Raw genomic sequence first — 17,066 nt, 5'->3', positions numbered from 1 at the left:
AGAGGAAGGTGTCGTCCGCGCAAAATGCATGAACGCGTGACGGGGCCGGAAGCAACGTTCGGGAACGTTATAACCCCCACGGCGGGCGATAGTAAGCATTAGATGCTCACAAACGCTAACTTCCGTATCCTTGCCGCCGGTTCCTCGTTGAGCGTGTTGCCCGTTTCCAGGTCCGGTCACTCGAATGACCCTCCTATGGCCCAAAGATCGGTTGAACGTCACCCGTTCGGGAGAGCAACCGATGAATTGGCGGGGCGTTGTTGAAGGAGCCGGGCTGAACCGTCCGCGCCGACCCTGCAGGCGGATCAGCTTCCCCGGATTCCGTCGCTTCCCATCGATCGAGGAGATCCTCTTCATGTCCCGTATCGCGAAGGCCGTCGTCCTGTCCGTCGGTGCCGCCGCCGCTGTCGCCGGTGCCGCCGGTGTCGCCGCCGCCGACGCCGGTGCCGAGGGCGCGGCCGTGCACTCCCCGGGCGTCCTGTCCGGCAACGTCGTCCAGGTCCCGGTCCACGTCCCGGTCAACGTCTGCGGCAACACCGTCAACGTGATCGGCGCGCTGAACCCGACCTTCGGCAACACCTGCATCAACGCCTGATCTCGCACGCCGGATCGTGGTCCTTCCGAGGCCGGCGCGCCGTCCCCGCCAGGGGTGGCGCGCCGGCCTTCGCCGTTCTGCTGACTGAGTGGTGACTCGTTCGGACGCACCCCTGTGCGCCGCCCGGTGCAACGGCGTACGCCCCTTGGAGGGGCAGGTCGGAGGCGGGATTCACTCGAACGGAGACGTGGCGCTCAGTAGTTCTCCGGTTGCGGACCGCTATACCCGCAGGCACGGTGACGGAGAAGTTGTCCGACGCATAAGGAAAAGGAACACATATGCGTCCCCTGGCATCACGCCGTCTCACCGCCCTGGCGATATCCGCCGTCATCACCCTCGGCGCGGCAGGACCCGCCCTCGCCGACGAAGTCCGTCCCCCGGGTCCGGCCGCCCCCGCCGCGACCCTGCCCGTCGCCGCACCCGTCTCCCCGCCCGTCGAGGCCGGGGCGAGGGCGGCGGCGCCCACCGATGCCGTCGCCGACCTGCTGGCGAGCGTGCAGCAGGCGGTCGCGGGTCTGCTCGCGGGCGTCGCCTCGGGTGGTGCCACCGGGATCGTCTCCCAGGTCACCTCGACCCTGAGCTCGGTGGTCGACCTCGTCCTGGCCGGCATCGGCGGCGGCCTGCCCGCACTGCCGGGCGTGGACGGGCTGCCGGCCCTGCCGGCCCCGCCTGACCTCACGGCACCCGGCCTCCCCGTCGACACCGGTTCGCTGCCGGTCGACACCGGTTCGCTCCCGGTCGACGCGGGTTCGCTGCCGGTCGGCACCGGCGTCCTGCCGGTCGCTCCGCCGCTCCCGGCCCGCTGACCGACCCGCCGTACGAACGGCCGTGCCCGCCCGGGACTCCCGGGTGGGCACGGCCGTTCTCGTGTCATCCCATCCTCACATCACACCGGTCCGCATCATTCGGGTGCAGTGTCGAGAAATCCCATCTCCCGGAGTTTCCGGGGGGCGCAGCTGTCGTTACAGAGGTCAGAACGACGTACGGGAATCACTCAAGAGGCCTGTACGGCAAGCCACTTGCTTGCGCCGACCCGTATACGCCAGAAGGAAGGACCCTCATTCATGAAGCCCACCAAGGTTGCAGCGGTCATCGCCGGTTCCGTGATGGCCCTGGGTGTCGCCGCGCCCGCGATGGCCGCGGAGTCGCTGGCGCCCTCCAGCCTGGACGGTGGCCTCGGAGCGCTGACCAGCGAGGGGCTGAAGTCGGACGCGCTGAGCAGCACCACGGACGGCTCGCCCGTCCAGAAGGTGACCGAGACCGCCGGTCAGCTGAACCAGGCCGGCAAGAGCACGGGCTCGCTGCTCGGCGGTCTTCCGCTCGGCGGCTGACGGGCTGTCAAAGTCCCTCGCGGTACCCGGCCCTGGCGGACCTTCCCCGCCAGGGCTTCTTCCTGCCCTTTCCGTGAGTCCGATTGAATGATTTTCGGATCATGTGTCGCGTGGGATCGATCGCGCGCCGTGCCCGCTTCTTACGCTCTCGCCATCCCCACTTAGTTGGACGGCGGGGAATCACGGGCCGGTCGGAGCGAGGGGGGATCCTCGCCGGTCTCTCCCTTTCCAGAGGAAGAGCGGAATGCGATCCATCATCACCAGGAAAATGCTCACCACCGCGGCGGCGGCCGGCATCCTCTCGCTGACCGGCGGTCTCGCCCTCGCGGCGAACTCCGCCACCGCCGCGGGGGACGCGCCCGGACCCGGCGCCGGGGGCCAGGGCCGGAAGCCCGCCGCGGCCGAGGTCTGTGGCGACCACGCGCACCTCGGGGGCATGGGTGCCGCCGTCGCCGAGCTGTGCGCCAAGGCGGTCGGCTCCGCCGCCGACGATCCCGGCGGTTACGGGGAGGACGAGCCGGGCGGCTACGGGGACGAGGGCCACCCGCCCGGTCACCACCCGGCCCCGCCGGGTGGGGGGCACGAGACGAAGCCGCCGACGACCCAGCCGCCCACCCACCCGGGCGAACCCGGATGTGAGTACGGCGAGGAGGGGCCGGACTGCGGCCCCACGACGCACCCGCCGACGACGCAGCCGCCGACGACGCACCCGCCGACGACCCAGCCGCCGACCACGCAGCCGCCGACGACGCACCCGCCGACGACGCACCCGCCGACGACCCAGCCGCCGACGACGCACCCGCCGACGACCCAGCCGCCGACCACGCACCCGCCGACGACGCACCCGCCGACGACCCAGCCGCCGACGACGCACCCGCCGACGACCCAGCCGCCGACCACGCACCCGCCGACCACGCAGCCGCCGACCACCCGGCCTCCCACCCACCCGGGCGGGCCCGGGTGCGAGTACGGCGAGGAGGGGCCGGACTGCGGCACGCAGCCGCCGACCCATCCGGGCGGGCCCGGCTGTGAGTACGGCGAGGAGGGACCGGACTGCGGCCCGTCGCATCCCGGTCACCCCAGCGAGCACCCGCACCTCCCCGACACCGGCAGCGACTCCGCCGCCCTCATGGGCGCCGCCGCGATCAGCGCCGCCCTCCTCGTCGGCGGCGGCGTGATGTACCTGCGCGGCGGACGCCTCGTCCGCGGCCGCCACTGAACCGCCGCCACGGCACGTCACGCTGACGGCGCGTCAACAGGGGTCCTCGCCGCTCACCGGTGAGGACCCCTGGCGTTGCTGCACTCAGGGGAATTGCGTCACGTTCCCCACCCGGAACTCGTTTGCAGGACATGAATCTGCGATCTCACGTCGGCCTGGGTCTCCTGGCCACCGCCCTCGCGTCCGCGGCCCTGGCGACCCCCGCCGCCGCGGACGCCCCCGTGGTGGTTCCCCTCCAGGGCCTCGAGCCGGTGATCCCGATGGACGCCCCCACCGTCGAGACCGGCGTCCCCACGCCGGTCCCGGGCGCGCCCACCGGCTTCCACGAGGGCGTCGGCAGCCTGCCGGACCTCACCCTGCCCCGCATCCCGCTCGACAGCACCCTGTCGAGGACCGACATCGCCGCCCCGCTGCCCGAGCTCCTCAAGAACAGCGAGCCGGGCACGGCCGAGCTCACCAGCCCCCGGGCGGAGATGAAGGCCGTCACCCCCGGTGCCGTCGTGGGCAACCCGGTCAGCACCCCGCAGGCCGGCGGACTGCTCCCGGGGCTCACGGCGCCCGAGGCGGGCGTCCTCACCCCCGCGCTGAACGGCGCGCTGGACCCGCAGCTGGGCCTGGCGCCGTAGCCGGCCGGACGGCGTTCGTTTGTACGACCTTTGATCCGGCGGGTGAAGACACGATTCTTCCCGCCACCCGAGGGATCGCTGCTCGTTGCAGATGAAGGCTTGTCGCATGGCCGCGGCCCGCAGGTCCCGGTCCGTCCCGTCGTAGCCGACGACGGGCGGACGGGCGATCTGCGGGCCATCTCTTCCGATTTCGTTTCCATTCGGCGCAATGGCCGTGACCCGCACGCCATTGTGGCGTTGAAGGAACGCGTGACCGTGATTCTCGCGGTCGCATTCCACGTTCAAGGAGTTCTTGATGTCTCGCATCGCGAAGGCTGCCGCTGTCCTCGCCGGCACGGGTGCCGTTGCCCTCAGCGGAGCCGGCATGGCCGTCGCCGACTCCGGCGCCGAGGCCGTCGCCGCCCACTCCCCCGGTGTCGCCTCCGGCAACGTCGTGCAGGTCCCGGTCCACGTGCCGATCAACCTCTGCGGCAACAGTGTCAGCGTCATCGGCCTGCTGAACCCGACCTTCGGCAACCAGTGCGCGAACGTCGACGGTCACCACGGTGACGGCGGCTACGGCGGCTGAATCCCGGCCCCGACAGCGTCCCCCCGGCCCGGCGGGCCGGGGGGACGCTGTCATGCGTAGCGGTAGATGCCGCTGTGGTCGAGGAGCTCCGCGGGGGTCACGTTCCACGGGCCGAGCTTCTCGTTCAGCGAGGTGACCCGGCGGTACTGCGGGTCGCCCAGCGGCGGCGGGTCCTTCGGCAGGTAGCCCGCCCCCGGGTTGCGCTGCTGCCAGCGCGACCAGAGCAGGTCGACGTAGGCGTGGTGCAGCCAGAACACCGGGTCGTTGACCGAGGCCCCGCCGAGCATCAGCCCGCCCACCCAGCGGTGCACCCGGTTGTGCAGGCGGAAGCGTTCGTTGCCCTGGCCGCCGGACCAGCCCTCCATCCGGTTGCGGAACCCGGAGGCGCTGGTGGAGTTCCACGGCGCCACGTCGTACGCCCGCTCGCCCATCACCTCCTCCACGTGCGCGGCCGTCGGCAGCGTGATCGGGTCGCGCGGGCGCCCGAAGTCCCTGGTGAGGAAGTTGCCCTCGGTCATGTTCTGCTTGACCGTCCAGCGGCCGCCCGCGTACGCGAAGGGGCCGGTGGTCACCTGGAGGTCGCCCCGGCGCCCGTTGCCGCCCATGAAGTCCTCGCTCCACAGCGACGAGCCCGGGGTGTTGTCGCGGGTCCAGTCCCAGTACGGCACGGTCACCGCCGGGTCGACCCGGCGCAGCGCCCGCTCGAACTCCAGCAGGAACCTGCGGTGCCAGGGCAGGAAGCTGGGGCACATGTGGGCCTCGCGCCGCTTGCCCTCGCCGTCGGCGACGTAGTGGTCGATGTGGGTGCGGACGAAGTCGTCGTAGGTGCCCCTCCGCTTGAGTTCGAGGACGGCGGCGACGAAGCGCTTCCGCTCGGAGCTGGTCAGGTCGCGCTGGTTCTTACGCGTGTACGCCACGCGGGCTCCCTCCCGGGTGGGTGCCGTGGGCGGCGGCGAGCCGGGAGAGCGGGGCGGAACCCAGCTCGTCCACGGCCGCGCGGACGGCCGCCAGCGGCGTCGGACAGGACTCGTAGTGGTCGATCGGGGTGACGTAGCCGCCGTCGGCGCAGCGCATCAGGTGGAGCGGCCGGCCGTCGACGAGGGCCAGCGGCTCCCCGTCCGGTCCCGGACGCCCCTGGATGCGCCGTCCCGCGTACATCTCGTCGAAGGAGACGGAGGCCTCTGCAGCGGGGCCGGCGGAGCCGGCGGGGTCGCCGGGGCGGCTCGGGTCCGCCGTCCCGATCCGGGCCAGTGCGCCGCCCGTGAAAGCGGTGACGGCCAGCGCGAAAAGGGACCGCAATGCGGCGCGGCGCGGGACGATCATGAGCGATCTCCTGAGGTCGACTGATGCCCTCTGGGCACAACGATGTAAACCGCGCTTCGTTGCGCCGGAAATGCAGGCGGATGGAATGTCGGCCGAATGAGTGAATTCGGCGGAGGGGGGGCGGGTGTTCGTCCCCTAGCATCCGGAACCATGACCACTTCCAATGTCCTCCCCACGGAGCACAGCGCCCACACGATGGGAACGCTCAGCGTCATCTCGTGGACCCTCGGGCCGACCGAAGACATGCCCGCCACGCCCTTCCTGATGGTCTATTCGGTCGGCGACGGCCTGCACGGCCGGGAGGCCGGAGAGACGGAGCTGCGGGAGACCCTGGAGGGCATGGGCGTGCCGATCGGCGGCATCGTCGTCGACGCCGGCCAGGAGCGCGGCATCGGCGCGCACCTGCTCGTCGAGGCGGAGCGGGCCGTGCTGACGCTGCCGTTCATGAACGCGCAGTGCCCGGTGTCGGCGGACTGGCAGGCCGCGGCGTACGAGACCGGTCACGTCATCGTGAAGGTCCCGGTCCAGCCGTGGCCGGACGCGGAGCCGGGTGCGCCGGTCGCGGAGGACCGCCTCAAGGCCTTCATCTCCGACGACGAGGTCGTGCGGAACTCGGGCCACATCGCGGTGCCGGTGAGCCGGATCCAGGGCTGAGCGGAGAGGGGGCGGCGTCATGGCGACGGTGAACGTACGGGGTGCGGTACCGGGGCAGCGGCAGCAGGAGGACGAGCGGACGGGCGGAGCGGGGACCGGCGCGAGCCGGGCCTTCGCCTGGATGCTGATCGTGACGGGCGCGGCGGGCGTGCTGGCCGGCTGGGTCATCACGATCGACAAGTTCAAGCTCCTGGAGGACCCGGGCTTCCAGCCCGGGTGCAGCCTCAACCCGGTCGTCTCGTGCGGCAACATCATGAAGAGCGAGCAGGCGGCGGTGTTCGGCTTCCCGAACCCGATGCTGGGGCTCGTCACGTACGCCGTGGTCGCCGCCGTGGGCGCCGGCATCCTGGCCGGCGCCCGCTACCGGGGCTGGTTCTGGCTCGGACTCAACGCGGGGATGCTGTTCGGGGTCGGTTTCTGCACCTGGCTGATGTACGAGTCGCTGTACGAGATCAACTCGCTCTGTCTGTGGTGCTGTCTGGCCTGGTGCGCCACGATCACGATGTTCTGGTACGTCACCGCGCACAACGTGCGGCACGGGACGCTGCCCGCGCCGGCCGCCGTGAAGGGCTTCCTCGGGGAGTTCACCTTCGCGCTCCCGGTGCTGCACATCGGGATCATCGGGATGCTGATCCTGACCCGCTGGTGGGAGTTCTGGACCGCCTGACGTGCCCCTTCCCTCCTCCTGGCCGCGAGTGGCGCTGACGCTGCTGCTCGCGGCCGCGTTCGCGTTCCTGCTGCCGTACGAGCGGCTCGCGCCGGGCGGCCGGCCGTCCGCCGGGCGGGCCGATCCGTCCGGCCCGACGGTGCCGCCGGAGCCGGACGGGGCGCCGGTGCCGCTGCCCGGGGTGCCGTCCGGGTTCTTCACCGGCTCCGACGAGGCCGGGGTGCGGCGGATCGCCGGGGTGGAGCGCTGGCTCGGCGGGGAGCCGCTGAGCGTCGGGCACACCTATCTGCCGGGCGACCGCTGGTCCAACATCGAGGGGCACCCGGCGCTGTTCGAGCCGTGGGCGCACTGGAAGGAGGAACGGCAGGGGCGCCTGTTCGTCCTGAACGTGCCGCTCCTCGACCGCAGCGAGGCGGGCCTGGACGACGGGCAGGTCCGGGACGGACTGCGGCGCGGGGCGGCCGGGGCGTACGACGGGCACTTCAGGACCCTGGGGGAGCGGCTGGTGCGGTACCGGCTCGGGGACGCGGTGCTGGTGCTGGGCTGGGAGATGAACGGGACCACGTACAGCCATCGCTGCGGGCCCGACCCGGAGGCCTGGAAGGCGTACTGGCGGCGGGTGGTGGGCGTGCTGCGGGAGGTGCCGGGGCAGCGCTTCCGCTTCGACTTCACGCCGAGCCGGGGGCTCGACGCGATCGCCTGGCCGCGCTGCTACCCGGGCGACGCCCACGTCGACATCATCGGCATGGACGCGTACGACCAGCCGGCCGGGCTCTCCTTCGAGGAGCAGGTCACCGAGGAGTACGGGCTCGCGCACCACGCCGCCTTCGCGGCGGCGCACGGCAAGCCGGTCTCGTTCCCCGAGTGGGGGCTGTTCCGCAACGGGGACAACCCGGCGTACGTGCGGGGGATGCTCGACTGGTTCGGGCGGCACCGGCCGGTGTACCAGACCTTCACCGACTACTGCCCGCACGGGGTGTGGGGCTGCGCGGAGAACCCGGCCTCGGGCGAGGTGCTCAGGGGCGCGCTGGGCCGGCCGGCCGGAGCGTCAGCCCGGCCTTGAGGGTGTCGACGGTCCGGTCGAGGAGCGGCACCAGGTCGTCGCCCTGGCCGTGTTCGGCCCAGTGCAGGGTGGCCTCGCGCAGCGCGCCGAGGACGGCCGCGGTGAAGACCCGTACCTCCAGGTCGTCGGGGTCGCGGCCGGTGCGCTCGGCGACGGCCCGGGAGAGCCGTCGGCCGCTCTCGGCGGTGGTCTCGGTGAGCCGGGCGCGGATCGCGGGGATCTCCGTCATGAGGCGGGCGCGCAGCCGGATCTCGTCCGGCTCGTGGGCGAGGGCGGCCGTGACGGCGTCGAGGACGACGGCCCGCAGCGACTCCAGCGGCTCCTCGCCGGCCGGGCGGGCGAGGAGCCGGGCTTCCAGCAGGGCGTCCTGGTCGTCGGTGAGGAGGATGTCCTCCTTCACCGGGAAGTAGCGGACGACGGTGGAGGGGGAGACCTCGGCCGCCGCCGCGATCTGCTCGATGGTGGTGGCCTCGTACCCCTGCTCGGTCACGAGCCGGTAGGTGGCGCGGCGGATCGCGGCGCGGGTCCTGAGCTTCTTGCGCTCGCGCAGGCCGGGGCGGCCGGGGGTGACGGGCATGGCCGTCATTGTGCCTGGTCAGGCTCCTCAGGCGTGCTGGTAGGCGACGAGCGAGATGCCCACGTAGTGGACGATGAACGCGGCCAGCGTCAAGGAATGGAAGACCTCGTGGAAGCCGAACCAGCGGGGTGAGGGGTTCGGGCGCTTGATGCCGTAGATGACCCCGCCCGCGCTGTAGAGCAGGCCGCCGACGATCACCAGGACGAGGACGGCGATGCCGCCGGTGCGCATGAAGTCCGGCAGGAAGAAGACGGCGGCCCAGCCCATGGCGATGTAGCAGGGCGTGTACAGCCAGCGAGGGGCTCCGACCCAGAAGACCCGGAAGGCGATGCCGGCGGTGGCCGCCGCCCAGACCGCCCACATGAGCGGGCGCCCGGTGGAGTCCGGGAGCAGCAGCAGGGTCAGCGGGGTGTAGGTGCCCGCGATGATCAGGAAGATGTTGGCGTGGTCGAGGCGCCGCAGCACCGCCTCGCCGCGCGGGCCCCAGTTGCCGCGGTGGTACAGGGCGCTGATCCCGAAGAGCAGGCAGGCCGTGAGGGCGTAGATCCCGCACGCGATCCGGGCCCGCGGCGAGTCCGAGAGGGCGACCAGGACGAGGCCGGCGACGATCACCGCGGGGAACATTCCGGCGTGCAGCCAGCCCCTGAGTCTCGGCTTGATCGGGAGCGGCAGCGCCGGGCGCTGTTCCGCGGACGTGAGGTCCGGCGTGGCTGCAGTCATAGAACCGAATGCTACCTACGCCCCCGTAGGTACCGGATATGAGTGGCGATGCTCACGTGTGAGGCCCTCTGGACATATGGGCGGTAGCATCGGATGATCAAATGAGTGCGGTCGGCACCGGATGAGCGCCTACGACGCATCCGGGTCGCAGCCCCCAAGGGGCATACATCTTAAAAACCCCTCAACAAGGAGCAATCGTGGCGCGCGACAACGCGGCTCCCTCCACCGTCCCCACCCAGCACAAGGAACTGATCTCGTGGGTCAACGAGATCGCCGAGATCACTCAGCCCGACCGGATCGTCTGGTGCGACGGTTCCGAGGCCGAGTACGAGCGCCTGTGCGAGGAGCTCGTCTCCAAGGGGACCTTCAAGAAGCTCGACCCGGTCAAGCGCCCGAACTCGTACTACGCGGCCTCCGACCCGACCGACGTCGCGCGCGTCGAGGACCGGACCTTCATCTGCTCCGAGAAGGAGGAGGACGCGGGCCCGACCAACCACTGGAAGGCCCCGGCCGAGATGAAGGACATCTTCGCCGGTGAGAAGGGCATCTTCCGCGGCTCGATGAAGGGCCGGACGATGTACGTCGTCCCGTTCTGCATGGGCCCCGTCGGCTCCCCGCTCTCCGCCATCGGCGTCGAGATCACCGACTCCGCGTACGTCGCCGTCTCCATGCGCACGATGACCCGCATGGGACAGGCCGTCCTCGACGAGCTCGGCACCGACGGCTTCTTCGTCAAGGCCGTGCACACCCTGGGCGCGCCGCTCGCCGAGGGCGAGGCCGACGTCCCGTGGCCGTGCAACTCCACCAAGTACATCTCGCACTTCCCGGAGACCCGCGAGATCTGGTCCTTCGGCTCCGGCTACGGCGGCAACGCCCTGCTCGGCAAGAAGTGCTACGCGCTCCGCATCGCCTCCGTCATGGCGCGTGACGAGGGCTGGCTCGCCGAGCACATGCTCATCCTCAAGCTCACCCCGCCGCAGGGCGAGGCCAAGTACGTCGCCGCGGCCTTCCCGTCGGCCTGCGGCAAGACCAACCTGGCCATGCTGGAGCCGACCATCCCCGGCTGGACGGTCGAGACCATCGGCGACGACATCGCCTGGATGCGCTTCGGCGAGGACGGCCGCCTCTACGCGATCAACCCCGAGGCCGGCTTCTTCGGCGTCGCCCCCGGCACCGGCGAGCACACCAACGCCAACGCCATGAAGACCCTCTGGGGCAACTCGGTCTTCACCAACGTCGCGCTCACCGACGACGGCGACGTCTGGTGGGAGGGCATGACCGAGGAGGCGCCCGCCCACCTGACCGACTGGAAGGGCAACGACTGGACGCCGGAGTCCGAGACCCCGGCCGCCCACCCCAACGCCCGCTTCACCGTCCCGGCCGGGCAGTGCCCGACGATCGCCCCCGAGTGGGAGGACGTCAAGGGCGTCCCGATCTCCGCGATCCTCTTCGGCGGCCGCCGCGCCTCCGCGGTGCCGCTGGTGACCGAGTCCTTCGACTGGAACCACGGCGTCTTCCTCGGCGCGAACGTCGCCTCCGAGAAGACCGCCGCCGCCGAGGGCAAGGTCGGCGAGCTGCGCCGCGACCCCTTCGCCATGCTGCCGTTCTGCGGCTACAACATGGGCGACTACATGGCGCACTGGGTGAAGGTCGGTGCCGACAAGGACCAGGCCAAGCTGCCGAAGATCTACTACGTGAACTGGTTCCGCAAGAACGACGCGGGCACGTTCGTGTGGCCCGGCTTCGGCGAGAACAGCCGCGTCCTGAAGTGGATCGTCGAGCGCCTGGACGGCAAGGCCGAGGGCGTCGACAGCCCGATCGGCGTCCTGCCGACCCGCGAGTCCCTGGACACCGAGGGCCTGGAACTGCCCGAGGCCGACCTGGACTTCCTGCTCACCGTCGACAAGGACGTCTGGCGCGAGGAGGCCGCCCTGGTCCCCGCGCACCTGGAGACCTTCGGCGAGCACACCCCGAAGGAGCTGTGGGACGAGTACCGCGCGCTGGTCGAGCGCCTGGGCTGATCCCGTAGCGGTACACCCGAGACTCGTGGCGGGTTGCCCCGAAACGCCGCCCTGACCAGTGGGGTCACGACGGCCCGCCACGACGCATCCGGCCCCCGGAGCCCCCTCACGGCTGCGGGGGCCGGCGCATGTCCGGGTACGGGACGGGGGTCAGCGGTTGCGGTCCTCCAGGTAGCGGGTGTGGGTCTCCTGGCGCCGGGCCTCCGCCTCGTGCATCGCCTCGGCGATCGCCCCCGCCTCGGTCCGCAGCGCCGCCAGCTGCCGCTCCAGGTGCCGCTCCGGGGGCTCCTTGCCCGGCACCGCCCGGATCCACCACCGGCTCCGCACGAAGGCGTCGACGGCCTCCGGCACGTCCTGGCGCACGGCCCGGCCCAGCACCCGCAGGTGCTCCGGGTCGCTCACCCAGCCCGGCTCCAGCAGGGCGCCCAGCAGGGTGTCCAGCTCCGTCAGGCGCCCGTGCGCGGCCGGCGGGAGCTCCACCTCGGCCAGGTACTCCCGCAGCGTCGCCAGGTCCGCCCGCAGCGCGTCCAGCTGTTCGGCCGGATCCGGGAAGGCGGGGGCGGCCGGGCGCTCCGGCGGGGCGATCAGCGCGCCCGCCCCGTACAGGCCCGCGACCACCAGCGGCCACAGCGGGCCGGCCGCACCGGTCAGGGCCAGGCCCACCCCGGCCAGGCCGCACACGCAGCCCGCGAGGTTCTTGCGGGACTCGACGTACCGCAGCAGCGGGTCACTGATAGCCACGGATCTCCTCGAAGGCTCCGTCGAGCGAGCCGTGGGTCGCGTCGAAGAGACGGCCGCCGGTGAGCTCGGCGATGTGGTCGAGCGCGGACCGGTCGGAGTCGCCGAAGAGGATCGGGAAGACCGGGGTGCGCTTCTGGGCGGGGGTGAGCGTGTCCGCGTAGAAGGCGTCGAAGGCCTCGGCCGGGTCGCCGTCGGTGTTCTCGCCGTCCGTCATCAGCACGATCGAGGTGAACGCGCCGTCCGAGGCGTCGGCGCCGAGCTGCGCGTACGCCTCCTTCAGGCTGGAGTAGATCGCGGTGCCGCCCGAGGCCGACAGCCGGCCCGCGTCGGCCCGGATCGCGTCGAGGGCGCCCTTCGGGGCGGCCGGGTCGACCGTGCGGGTGGTCACCTCGGAGCGCTTCACCGAGGAGCCGAACGGCATCAGCGTGACCTCCTCCCGGTCCCGGAAGTCGCCGGTCAGCTGCGCGAGCGCCGCCTTGAGCCGGTCCAGCCGCCCGCCCTCCATCGAGCCGGAGGTGTCCAGGACGTAGACCGTGCGGGAGGGGCGGCGCAGCGTGTTGTCGTACGCGTCGAGCAGCCCGTCGGCGACGGAACGGGTGCCGGGGAAGGGCAGTTCGCGGCGCGGACCGGCCGCGAGCCGGGGAGCCGGGGCCACCCCCGGGACGACCGGGCGGCGCAGGGTGCGCTCGGTGATCAGGCGCTGGACGGCCGGGGTGCGCAGCTGCGCGGCGAGCCGGCGGGCGGCGTCCTTGGCCTCCGGGCGGGCGGCGGTGAGCGAGGTCAGCGGGTAGTCCGCGGTCACCACCCCGTCGGCGGGGCGGATCACGGTGAGGTCGCCCGGCATCGACAGCAGCACCGACTCGTAGTTGACCAGCGCGTCGACGTCGCCGCGGCGGGCGTAGGCGGTGGCGAGCCAGCCGGAGGAGCCGGAGGTCAGCCTCTGCCCGGCGAAGAACTCCTTCAGCTTCGGGGTGGCGGCCCTCACGTCCCGGTCGGTGAGCGCGGACTGGGCGCCGGAGAGGCCCGAGGCGACCGAGACGAGCGCGGAGAAGCCGGAGTTGGAGCGCATCGGGTCCGTCATGCCGTAGCCGAGCTTCTTCTCGGCGACGGCCCGGTGGATCTGCGCCCAGGTGACCTTCGCCGGGTCCCAGCCGAGCCGGGCGACGACGCCGGGCCGCACCCCGAGCGCGACCGGGGAGGTCATCACCGGGGTCTCGCCGGTGATCTTCCGGGAGGTGTCGGGGCGCAGCCGCAGGTAGTCGTTGGACGACAGCCAGACGGCGTCGTACTCCTTGTCGGCCTCACCGGAGGCGATCCGCCCGACGGCGTCGAGGGTCCCGGCGTAGGTGGGCCGCACGGTGACGCCGGTCGCCTTGCGCACCTCCTCCAGCACGGGCGCCATGTCGGCGAGTTCGGAGGAGGCGAGGACCCGCAGGGTGCCGGGGCGGTAGGCGTGCCGGTCGCCGTCCGGGCCGTCGGTTCCGTCGGGGTGCTGCCCCCCGGCGCAGCCGGTGGCGGCGAGGGCGAGCGCGAGGGCGACGGCGGCGGTGCGGACGGCGGTGCTCACGGTCCTCATCCGCGGCCCCCTTCGAGGATCCCGGCGCCGCCGGACGGCTCGCGGGTGCGCTCCAGGTGGGCGCTCGCCGCCTCCAGTTCGGCGGTGAGCGCGTCGACGGTCTGCGCCATCGACTCGGTCGCGCGGACCTTGTACGTGTCGATCGCGTCGAGCGTCGAGTAGATCTGCTGGAAGGCCGTGCGCACGGTCTCCAGGCCCACCGCGGGCTCCGCGGCCAGCTGCTGGATGTCGCCGGACTGGCCCGCGAGCGCCTCCGCGTTGTGCCGGATGAGGGACTCGGTCGTCCCGCGCAGCGCCTTCACCTGCTCGGTGACCTTCCTCTGGTGGTCCAGCGCGGAGGCCAGCATCACCGCGATCCGCAGCGCCGTGACGGTCGTCGTCGCCGCCCGCTCCACGCCCTTGATCAGCTCGTCGTTGTTGCGGCGCACCACGTCCATCGCCAGGTAGCCCTGGGCGCAGACGGCCAGCTGGGTCAGCAGGTCCTGGTGCTTCTGCCGGACCGGGAAGAGCACGTCGGCCCGGAGCGCGTCCGCCTGCGCGGGGTCGGCGGTCCGCGCGACCCGCTCCTCGACGGCCCCGTCCAGGGCCTCGGTCAGCACCGCGTACTCCTGGAGGCGGCCCATGGTCTCCCACAGCCGGGCCCGCTCGGTCTGCAGGGCCGCGTTGTCACGGCGCAGTTCGTCCTGGCCGGCGTCCAGGGCGTCCAGGATCCGGTCGAGGGTGGCCTTCGAGGAGGCGTACTTCGCGATGTGGTCGCGCACCCGGTTGCCGCCGGGGAGCTTGGACAGCAGACCCCGTACGCCCTTCGCGGCGGTGTCGCGCGGGTCCAGGTCCTCGACCGTGCGCCGCAGCGCGACGAGCGAGTCGCCGACCCGGCCCTGCGGGTCGCCGCCGGCCGAGCCGAGCGAGCGGACCGTGCGGTCCAGCATCCGGTTGGACTGCTGGGCGGCGGTGCGGAGCTCGCCGCGGCCGAGCGCCGCGATCTCCCCGATCCGCCCGGCGAACTCGGGGGAGCGGGCGTCGAGTCCGGCGAGCGAGCCGACGTACTCGTCCGCGCGCCGGGCCATCTCGGTGCGGACGGAGTCGTCGACCGGGACGAGCGTCTTCGCCTGCTCGGCGCGGACCGGCGGGACCGGCTCGGGCGGGGTGAGGACGAGCGGGCTGTCGGGTCCGGTGGGCGTGGTCATGCGGGGTCCCCCTGGTCGCGGGCCCGCAGCGCCATCCGGTGCAGCACCGCGGAGGTGGGCACGGGCGCCTGGCGGACCCCGGTGAGCGTCTGGTCGAGATAGCCGGTGAGACCGGCGGTGGCGGCGGTGAACTCGGCGGGGGCGCCCTGCGGACGGAAGCCGTGGCGGACCGCGAGCCTGCGCAGCTCCGGGTCGGTGGAGAGGAGGTCGCCGAGGGTCCGGCCGGCCTCGGTGAGCGGGACGAGCGTGTGGTCGCTGTTGACGGTGGTGTCGGGATAGAGGACGACCAGGTCGCCCGCCTCCTGCTTGGCGATCAGCTGCGCGGCGACCTGCGACTCGTAGACCAGGACCAGCGGGTTGCCGACCCCGCTGACGAAGTCCCGGAAGGGCGCGTCGGAGCTCGACTGCTGGGCGCCCTGCACCTGGATGAGCTTGCGCAGCAGCGGGGCCGTGCGGTCGACGGCGGCCTCGTCCCCGGCGACCCGGCCGCCGTCGGCGACGTAGCTCGCGGCGGCGAGGTAGAGCGCGCCGGAGCTGGAGGCGAGGGGGTCGGTGGAGGTGACGAACAGGGTGCCGCTCAGCTCGGCGTGCCCGGCGGAGCCCTTGAGCTGCTGCCAGGTCCGGTCGGCGCGGGCGGCGGCGAGATAGGCCTCCATGCGCAGGGTGCCGGTGTGGCCGCCGGGGCCGAGCGTGGCGAGCCCGTTGCCGGCGAGCACCGTGGCGGCGGCGCTGTGCGCGACCACGACCAGCGGCGAGTAGAAGGGCCGCACCGGGGTGCCGGTCGCCTTCGTCCTGGCCTTGATCTCGTCGGCGGGCGCCTTGGCGGACGGGAACGCGAAGTCGTAGCCCCGCAGGGGCAGTCGCTCCATGTCCCAGGACCCGGAGGTCTCCGTCCGTACGGTGAGGCCCTTGGCGGCAAGGGCCTTCACGACCTCGGGATCGGCGAAGAACTCCGCCTTCTCCGACCCGATCACTCCTCGCACGGTCTTCGTTGCCGTGCCGCTGTCGCCCCGGTCGCCGCCCGCCACGAGGACGGCGGCCACGCCGCCCAGGAGCAGGACGGCGAGGACGATTCCCAGAATGCGTCTCACGCGGGCAGCGTGCTCGCGGAAACCCACATTCCAGGGCGAGTTGGGTGTACGGAGGGTGAAGCCGTGATCCCGGAAGGGAACAGGAACGCCGTGTACCGTGAGCCGACTTCACCGGGGGGTGACGGTATGCCGCGTTGGCTGGTCGTGGTGCTGGTGACCGTGGGGGCGCTGACGGTGCTCGCGCCGGTCGGCGTGTTCGTCGGCTACGTCTACGTGTCGGGGACGATCCACGAGGACATGCGCTTTCCCGAGGACGACGTGGCGCTGGCGACGTGCGTCACGGATCCGGTCTCGGGGAGGCCGACGGCCCGGGTCGAGCTGGAGGAGGGCGTGCCCGCAGGGGCGTACACCGTCGGCGTCGACTTCCTCGACACGAGCGAGGCGGGTCGGGGGGCGGTGGTCGACGCCGGCAGCGTCGTCCTCTCCACCGGCCCGGAGGGCCCCCGGCGGGCGGTGCTGGTCGGCGCGAAGCGCTTCGGCGGGGGTGAGCTCGGCTGCGGGGTGAGCGGCCTGGTGCCGGTCGGGGCCGGGGCCGCTGGATCGCCCGAGGGCGGGGGGCCCGACGCGGACGGCGGGCCGTAGCGCGGAGGGCGGGCGGTGGGGACGGGGGCGCCGTGGATGAATTCCGGGTGGCGCCCGTGAATTCTGGGTGGCGCCCGGTCCGCGCGGTGTCGTGGCCGCGCGGACCGGGGCCGTCAGGGGGCGCCGACCAGGGAGTCCCCGGTGAGCGCCGCGGTGTGCGCGTCCATGCGCTCGGCGGCGAGGATCGCGGCGGCCGTGTCGGCCCGAGAGGCGGCGACGACCAGGGCGCGGCCCGCGAGGGCGTGGGCCCTGCGGTGCAGCGCTTCGGCGGGGGAGCCGCTGAGCCCCGCGTGGCGCGCGGGGGGCGCGCCGCGGAGCCTGGCGACCTGCCGGGCGATCAGCTCGCCGGCCTCGCCGTCGCCGAGCTCGTCGGTGACGGCGAGCAGGGCGGCGAGGTGCCCGGCGAGCTGGATGTCCAGCTCTTCCTCGCGGGAGCGGTGCGGATACGCGGTCCGGTCGTCGTCGGCCATCCGGTGGACCGACTTGGTGCGGATCGGTTCGTACATGGGACGGCCTCCTGATTGC

Annotated in this window: 20 protein-coding genes; 11 read left to right on the top strand and 9 right to left on the bottom strand. The window is 72.6% G+C overall.

From position 1 onward, the window contains the following. Window positions 1-355 precede the first annotated feature (355 nt). The 6 genes from ABD981_RS15205 to ABD981_RS15180 all read left to right on the top strand — a co-directional run bounded on the left by ABD981_RS15205 (window position 356) and on the right by ABD981_RS15180 (window position 4,339). Entirely contained in the window at window positions 356-595 is a 240-nt protein-coding gene (locus ABD981_RS15205) for a chaplin (RefSeq protein WP_046909855.1), read from the top strand. Window positions 596-873: 278 nt separating this feature from the next. Continuing rightward, on the top strand, window positions 874-1,401 hold the full coding sequence (locus ABD981_RS15200) for a hypothetical protein (protein WP_123954833.1): 528 nt from the start codon (window positions 874-876) through the stop codon (window positions 1,399-1,401). 258 nt (window positions 1,402-1,659) lie between these two features. Further along, window positions 1,660-1,926, top strand: coding sequence for a hypothetical protein (locus ABD981_RS15195; protein WP_046909854.1), 267 nt, complete (start codon window positions 1,660-1,662; stop codon window positions 1,924-1,926). A gap of 244 nt (window positions 1,927-2,170) precedes the next feature. Then, complete coding sequence (locus ABD981_RS15190; protein ID WP_123954832.1) at window positions 2,171-3,145, top strand: LPXTG cell wall anchor domain-containing protein; 975 nt, start codon at window positions 2,171-2,173, stop codon at window positions 3,143-3,145. Window positions 3,146-3,276: 131 nt separating this feature from the next. Then, on the top strand, window positions 3,277-3,771 hold the full coding sequence (locus ABD981_RS15185; RefSeq protein ID WP_046909853.1) for a hypothetical protein: 495 nt from the start codon (window positions 3,277-3,279) through the stop codon (window positions 3,769-3,771). 295 nt (window positions 3,772-4,066) lie between these two features. Then, the gene (locus ABD981_RS15180) at window positions 4,067-4,339 is read left to right on the top strand and encodes a chaplin (protein ID WP_046909852.1); all 273 of its coding nucleotides are present in this window, start codon (window positions 4,067-4,069) and stop codon (window positions 4,337-4,339) included. Between the two features lie 50 nt (window positions 4,340-4,389). Here the strand turns inward: ABD981_RS15180 and ABD981_RS15175 are convergent, their stop codons facing one another. Together ABD981_RS15175 and ABD981_RS15170 are read right to left on the bottom strand one after the other, a co-directional pair. After that, window positions 4,390-5,256, bottom strand: coding sequence for a tyrosinase family protein (locus tag ABD981_RS15175; RefSeq protein WP_046909851.1), 867 nt, complete (start codon window positions 5,254-5,256; stop codon window positions 4,390-4,392). After that, window positions 5,240-5,662: a tyrosinase family oxidase copper chaperone gene (locus ABD981_RS15170; protein WP_046909850.1), complete on the bottom strand. Its 423-nt coding sequence runs from the start codon at window positions 5,660-5,662 to the stop codon at window positions 5,240-5,242. Before ABD981_RS15170 ends, ABD981_RS15175 begins: the two co-directional genes overlap by 17 nt. A 150-nt stretch (window positions 5,663-5,812) precedes the next feature. On the opposite strand from ABD981_RS15170, the gene ABD981_RS15165 reads away from it, so the two are divergent. Genes ABD981_RS15165 through ABD981_RS15155 form a run of 3 tightly spaced genes read left to right on the top strand, consistent with a single transcriptional unit; the run spans window position 5,813 to window position 8,046 of the window. After that, window positions 5,813-6,316, top strand: a complete 504-nt coding sequence (locus tag ABD981_RS15165; protein WP_046909849.1) for a DUF5949 family protein — start codon at window positions 5,813-5,815, stop codon at window positions 6,314-6,316. A gap of 19 nt (window positions 6,317-6,335) precedes the next feature. After that, the gene (locus ABD981_RS15160) at window positions 6,336-6,983 is read left to right on the top strand and encodes a vitamin K epoxide reductase family protein (protein WP_046909848.1); all 648 of its coding nucleotides are present in this window, start codon (window positions 6,336-6,338) and stop codon (window positions 6,981-6,983) included. A 1-nt stretch (window position 6,984) separates the two neighbouring features. Further along, window positions 6,985-8,046 (top strand): glycoside hydrolase family 26 protein, encoded by a 1,062-nt coding sequence (locus ABD981_RS15155; protein ID WP_046909847.1) that lies wholly within the window; start codon window positions 6,985-6,987, stop codon window positions 8,044-8,046. Here the strand turns inward: ABD981_RS15155 and ABD981_RS15150 are convergent. Beyond that, on the bottom strand, window positions 8,000-8,632 hold the full coding sequence (locus ABD981_RS15150; protein WP_046909846.1) for a TetR/AcrR family transcriptional regulator: 633 nt from the start codon (window positions 8,630-8,632) through the stop codon (window positions 8,000-8,002). The genes ABD981_RS15155 and ABD981_RS15150 overlap by 47 nt on opposite strands. A gap of 18 nt (window positions 8,633-8,650) precedes the next feature. Continuing rightward, complete coding sequence (trhA, locus tag ABD981_RS15145; RefSeq protein ID WP_046909845.1) at window positions 8,651-9,343, bottom strand: PAQR family membrane homeostasis protein TrhA; 693 nt, start codon at window positions 9,341-9,343, stop codon at window positions 8,651-8,653. Window positions 9,344-9,540: 197 nt separating this feature from the next. Between trhA and ABD981_RS15140 the strand changes: the two genes are divergently transcribed. After that, a complete protein-coding gene (locus ABD981_RS15140; RefSeq protein WP_046909844.1) occupies window positions 9,541-11,364 on the top strand; it encodes a phosphoenolpyruvate carboxykinase (GTP) in 1,824 nt (607 codons plus the stop codon). Window positions 11,365-11,514: 150 nt separating this feature from the next. On the opposite strand, the gene ABD981_RS15135 is transcribed toward ABD981_RS15140, so the two are convergent. From ABD981_RS15135 to ABD981_RS15120, 4 genes are read right to left on the bottom strand one after another with little or no spacing between them, the layout of a single operon-like run. Then, window positions 11,515-12,105, bottom strand: coding sequence for a hypothetical protein (locus ABD981_RS15135; RefSeq protein WP_205628247.1), 591 nt, complete (start codon window positions 12,103-12,105; stop codon window positions 11,515-11,517). Next, window positions 12,092-13,681 (bottom strand): substrate-binding and vWA domain-containing protein, encoded by a 1,590-nt coding sequence (locus tag ABD981_RS15130; RefSeq protein ID WP_046909843.1) that lies wholly within the window; start codon window positions 13,679-13,681, stop codon window positions 12,092-12,094. Before ABD981_RS15130 ends, ABD981_RS15135 begins: the two co-directional genes overlap by 14 nt. Continuing rightward, a complete protein-coding gene (locus tag ABD981_RS15125; RefSeq protein ID WP_046909842.1) occupies window positions 13,678-14,868 on the bottom strand; it encodes a toxic anion resistance protein in 1,191 nt (396 codons plus the stop codon). Before ABD981_RS15125 ends, ABD981_RS15130 begins: the two co-directional genes overlap by 4 nt. Then, window positions 14,865-15,986: a hypothetical protein gene (locus tag ABD981_RS15120; protein ID WP_205628246.1), complete on the bottom strand. Its 1,122-nt coding sequence runs from the start codon at window positions 15,984-15,986 to the stop codon at window positions 14,865-14,867. The genes ABD981_RS15125 and ABD981_RS15120 overlap by 4 nt, the downstream gene beginning before the upstream one ends. Before the next feature lie 99 nt (window positions 15,987-16,085). Here ABD981_RS15120 and ABD981_RS15115 point away from each other — a divergent pair, with 99 nt between their 5' ends. Then, the gene (locus ABD981_RS15115; protein WP_123954830.1) at window positions 16,086-16,541 is read left to right on the top strand and encodes a hypothetical protein; all 456 of its coding nucleotides are present in this window, start codon (window positions 16,086-16,088) and stop codon (window positions 16,539-16,541) included. A gap of 113 nt (window positions 16,542-16,654) precedes the next feature. Here ABD981_RS15115 and ABD981_RS15110 read toward each other — a convergent pair whose 3' ends face one another. Further along, window positions 16,655-17,047: an SCO4983 family protein gene (locus tag ABD981_RS15110; protein WP_046909840.1), complete on the bottom strand. Its 393-nt coding sequence runs from the start codon at window positions 17,045-17,047 to the stop codon at window positions 16,655-16,657. Between the last annotated feature and the right edge of the window lie 19 nt (window positions 17,048-17,066).

Source organism: Streptomyces showdoensis (genome assembly GCF_039535475.1).
Classification (GTDB): Bacteria; Actinomycetota; Actinomycetes; order Streptomycetales; family Streptomycetaceae; genus Streptomyces; species Streptomyces showdoensis.
Note: the sequence above shows the minus strand (reverse complement) of the source record. Positions and strands in the feature narration are given on the sequence as shown.

Bases quoted from the DNA above. Each gene is read 5' to 3' on its own strand.
- ABD981_RS15190 (WP_123954832.1), top strand. From the start codon at position 2,171: ATGCGATCCATCATCACCAGGAAAATGCTCACCACCGCGGCGGCGGCC.
- ABD981_RS15130 (WP_046909843.1), bottom strand. From the start codon at position 13,681: ATGAGGACCGTGAGCACCGCCGTCCGCACCGCCGCCGTCGCCCTCGCG.
- trhA (WP_046909845.1), bottom strand. From the start codon at position 9,343: ATGACTGCAGCCACGCCGGACCTCACGTCCGCGGAACAGCGCCCGGCG.
- ABD981_RS15205 (WP_046909855.1), top strand. From the start codon at position 356: ATGTCCCGTATCGCGAAGGCCGTCGTCCTGTCCGTCGGTGCCGCCGCC.
- ABD981_RS15150 (WP_046909846.1), bottom strand. From the start codon at position 8,632: ATGACGGCCATGCCCGTCACCCCCGGCCGCCCCGGCCTGCGCGAGCGC.
- ABD981_RS15110 (WP_046909840.1), bottom strand. From the start codon at position 17,047: ATGTACGAACCGATCCGCACCAAGTCGGTCCACCGGATGGCCGACGAC.
- ABD981_RS15185 (WP_046909853.1), top strand. From the start codon at position 3,277: ATGAATCTGCGATCTCACGTCGGCCTGGGTCTCCTGGCCACCGCCCTC.
- ABD981_RS15200 (WP_123954833.1), top strand. From the start codon at position 874: ATGCGTCCCCTGGCATCACGCCGTCTCACCGCCCTGGCGATATCCGCC.
- ABD981_RS15165 (WP_046909849.1), top strand. From the start codon at position 5,813: ATGACCACTTCCAATGTCCTCCCCACGGAGCACAGCGCCCACACGATG.
- ABD981_RS15170 (WP_046909850.1), bottom strand. From the start codon at position 5,662: ATGATCGTCCCGCGCCGCGCCGCATTGCGGTCCCTTTTCGCGCTGGCC.
- ABD981_RS15180 (WP_046909852.1), top strand. From the start codon at position 4,067: ATGTCTCGCATCGCGAAGGCTGCCGCTGTCCTCGCCGGCACGGGTGCC.
- ABD981_RS15115 (WP_123954830.1), top strand. From the start codon at position 16,086: ATGCCGCGTTGGCTGGTCGTGGTGCTGGTGACCGTGGGGGCGCTGACG.
- ABD981_RS15125 (WP_046909842.1), bottom strand. From the start codon at position 14,868: ATGACCACGCCCACCGGACCCGACAGCCCGCTCGTCCTCACCCCGCCC.
- ABD981_RS15195 (WP_046909854.1), top strand. From the start codon at position 1,660: ATGAAGCCCACCAAGGTTGCAGCGGTCATCGCCGGTTCCGTGATGGCC.
- ABD981_RS15160 (WP_046909848.1), top strand. From the start codon at position 6,336: ATGGCGACGGTGAACGTACGGGGTGCGGTACCGGGGCAGCGGCAGCAG.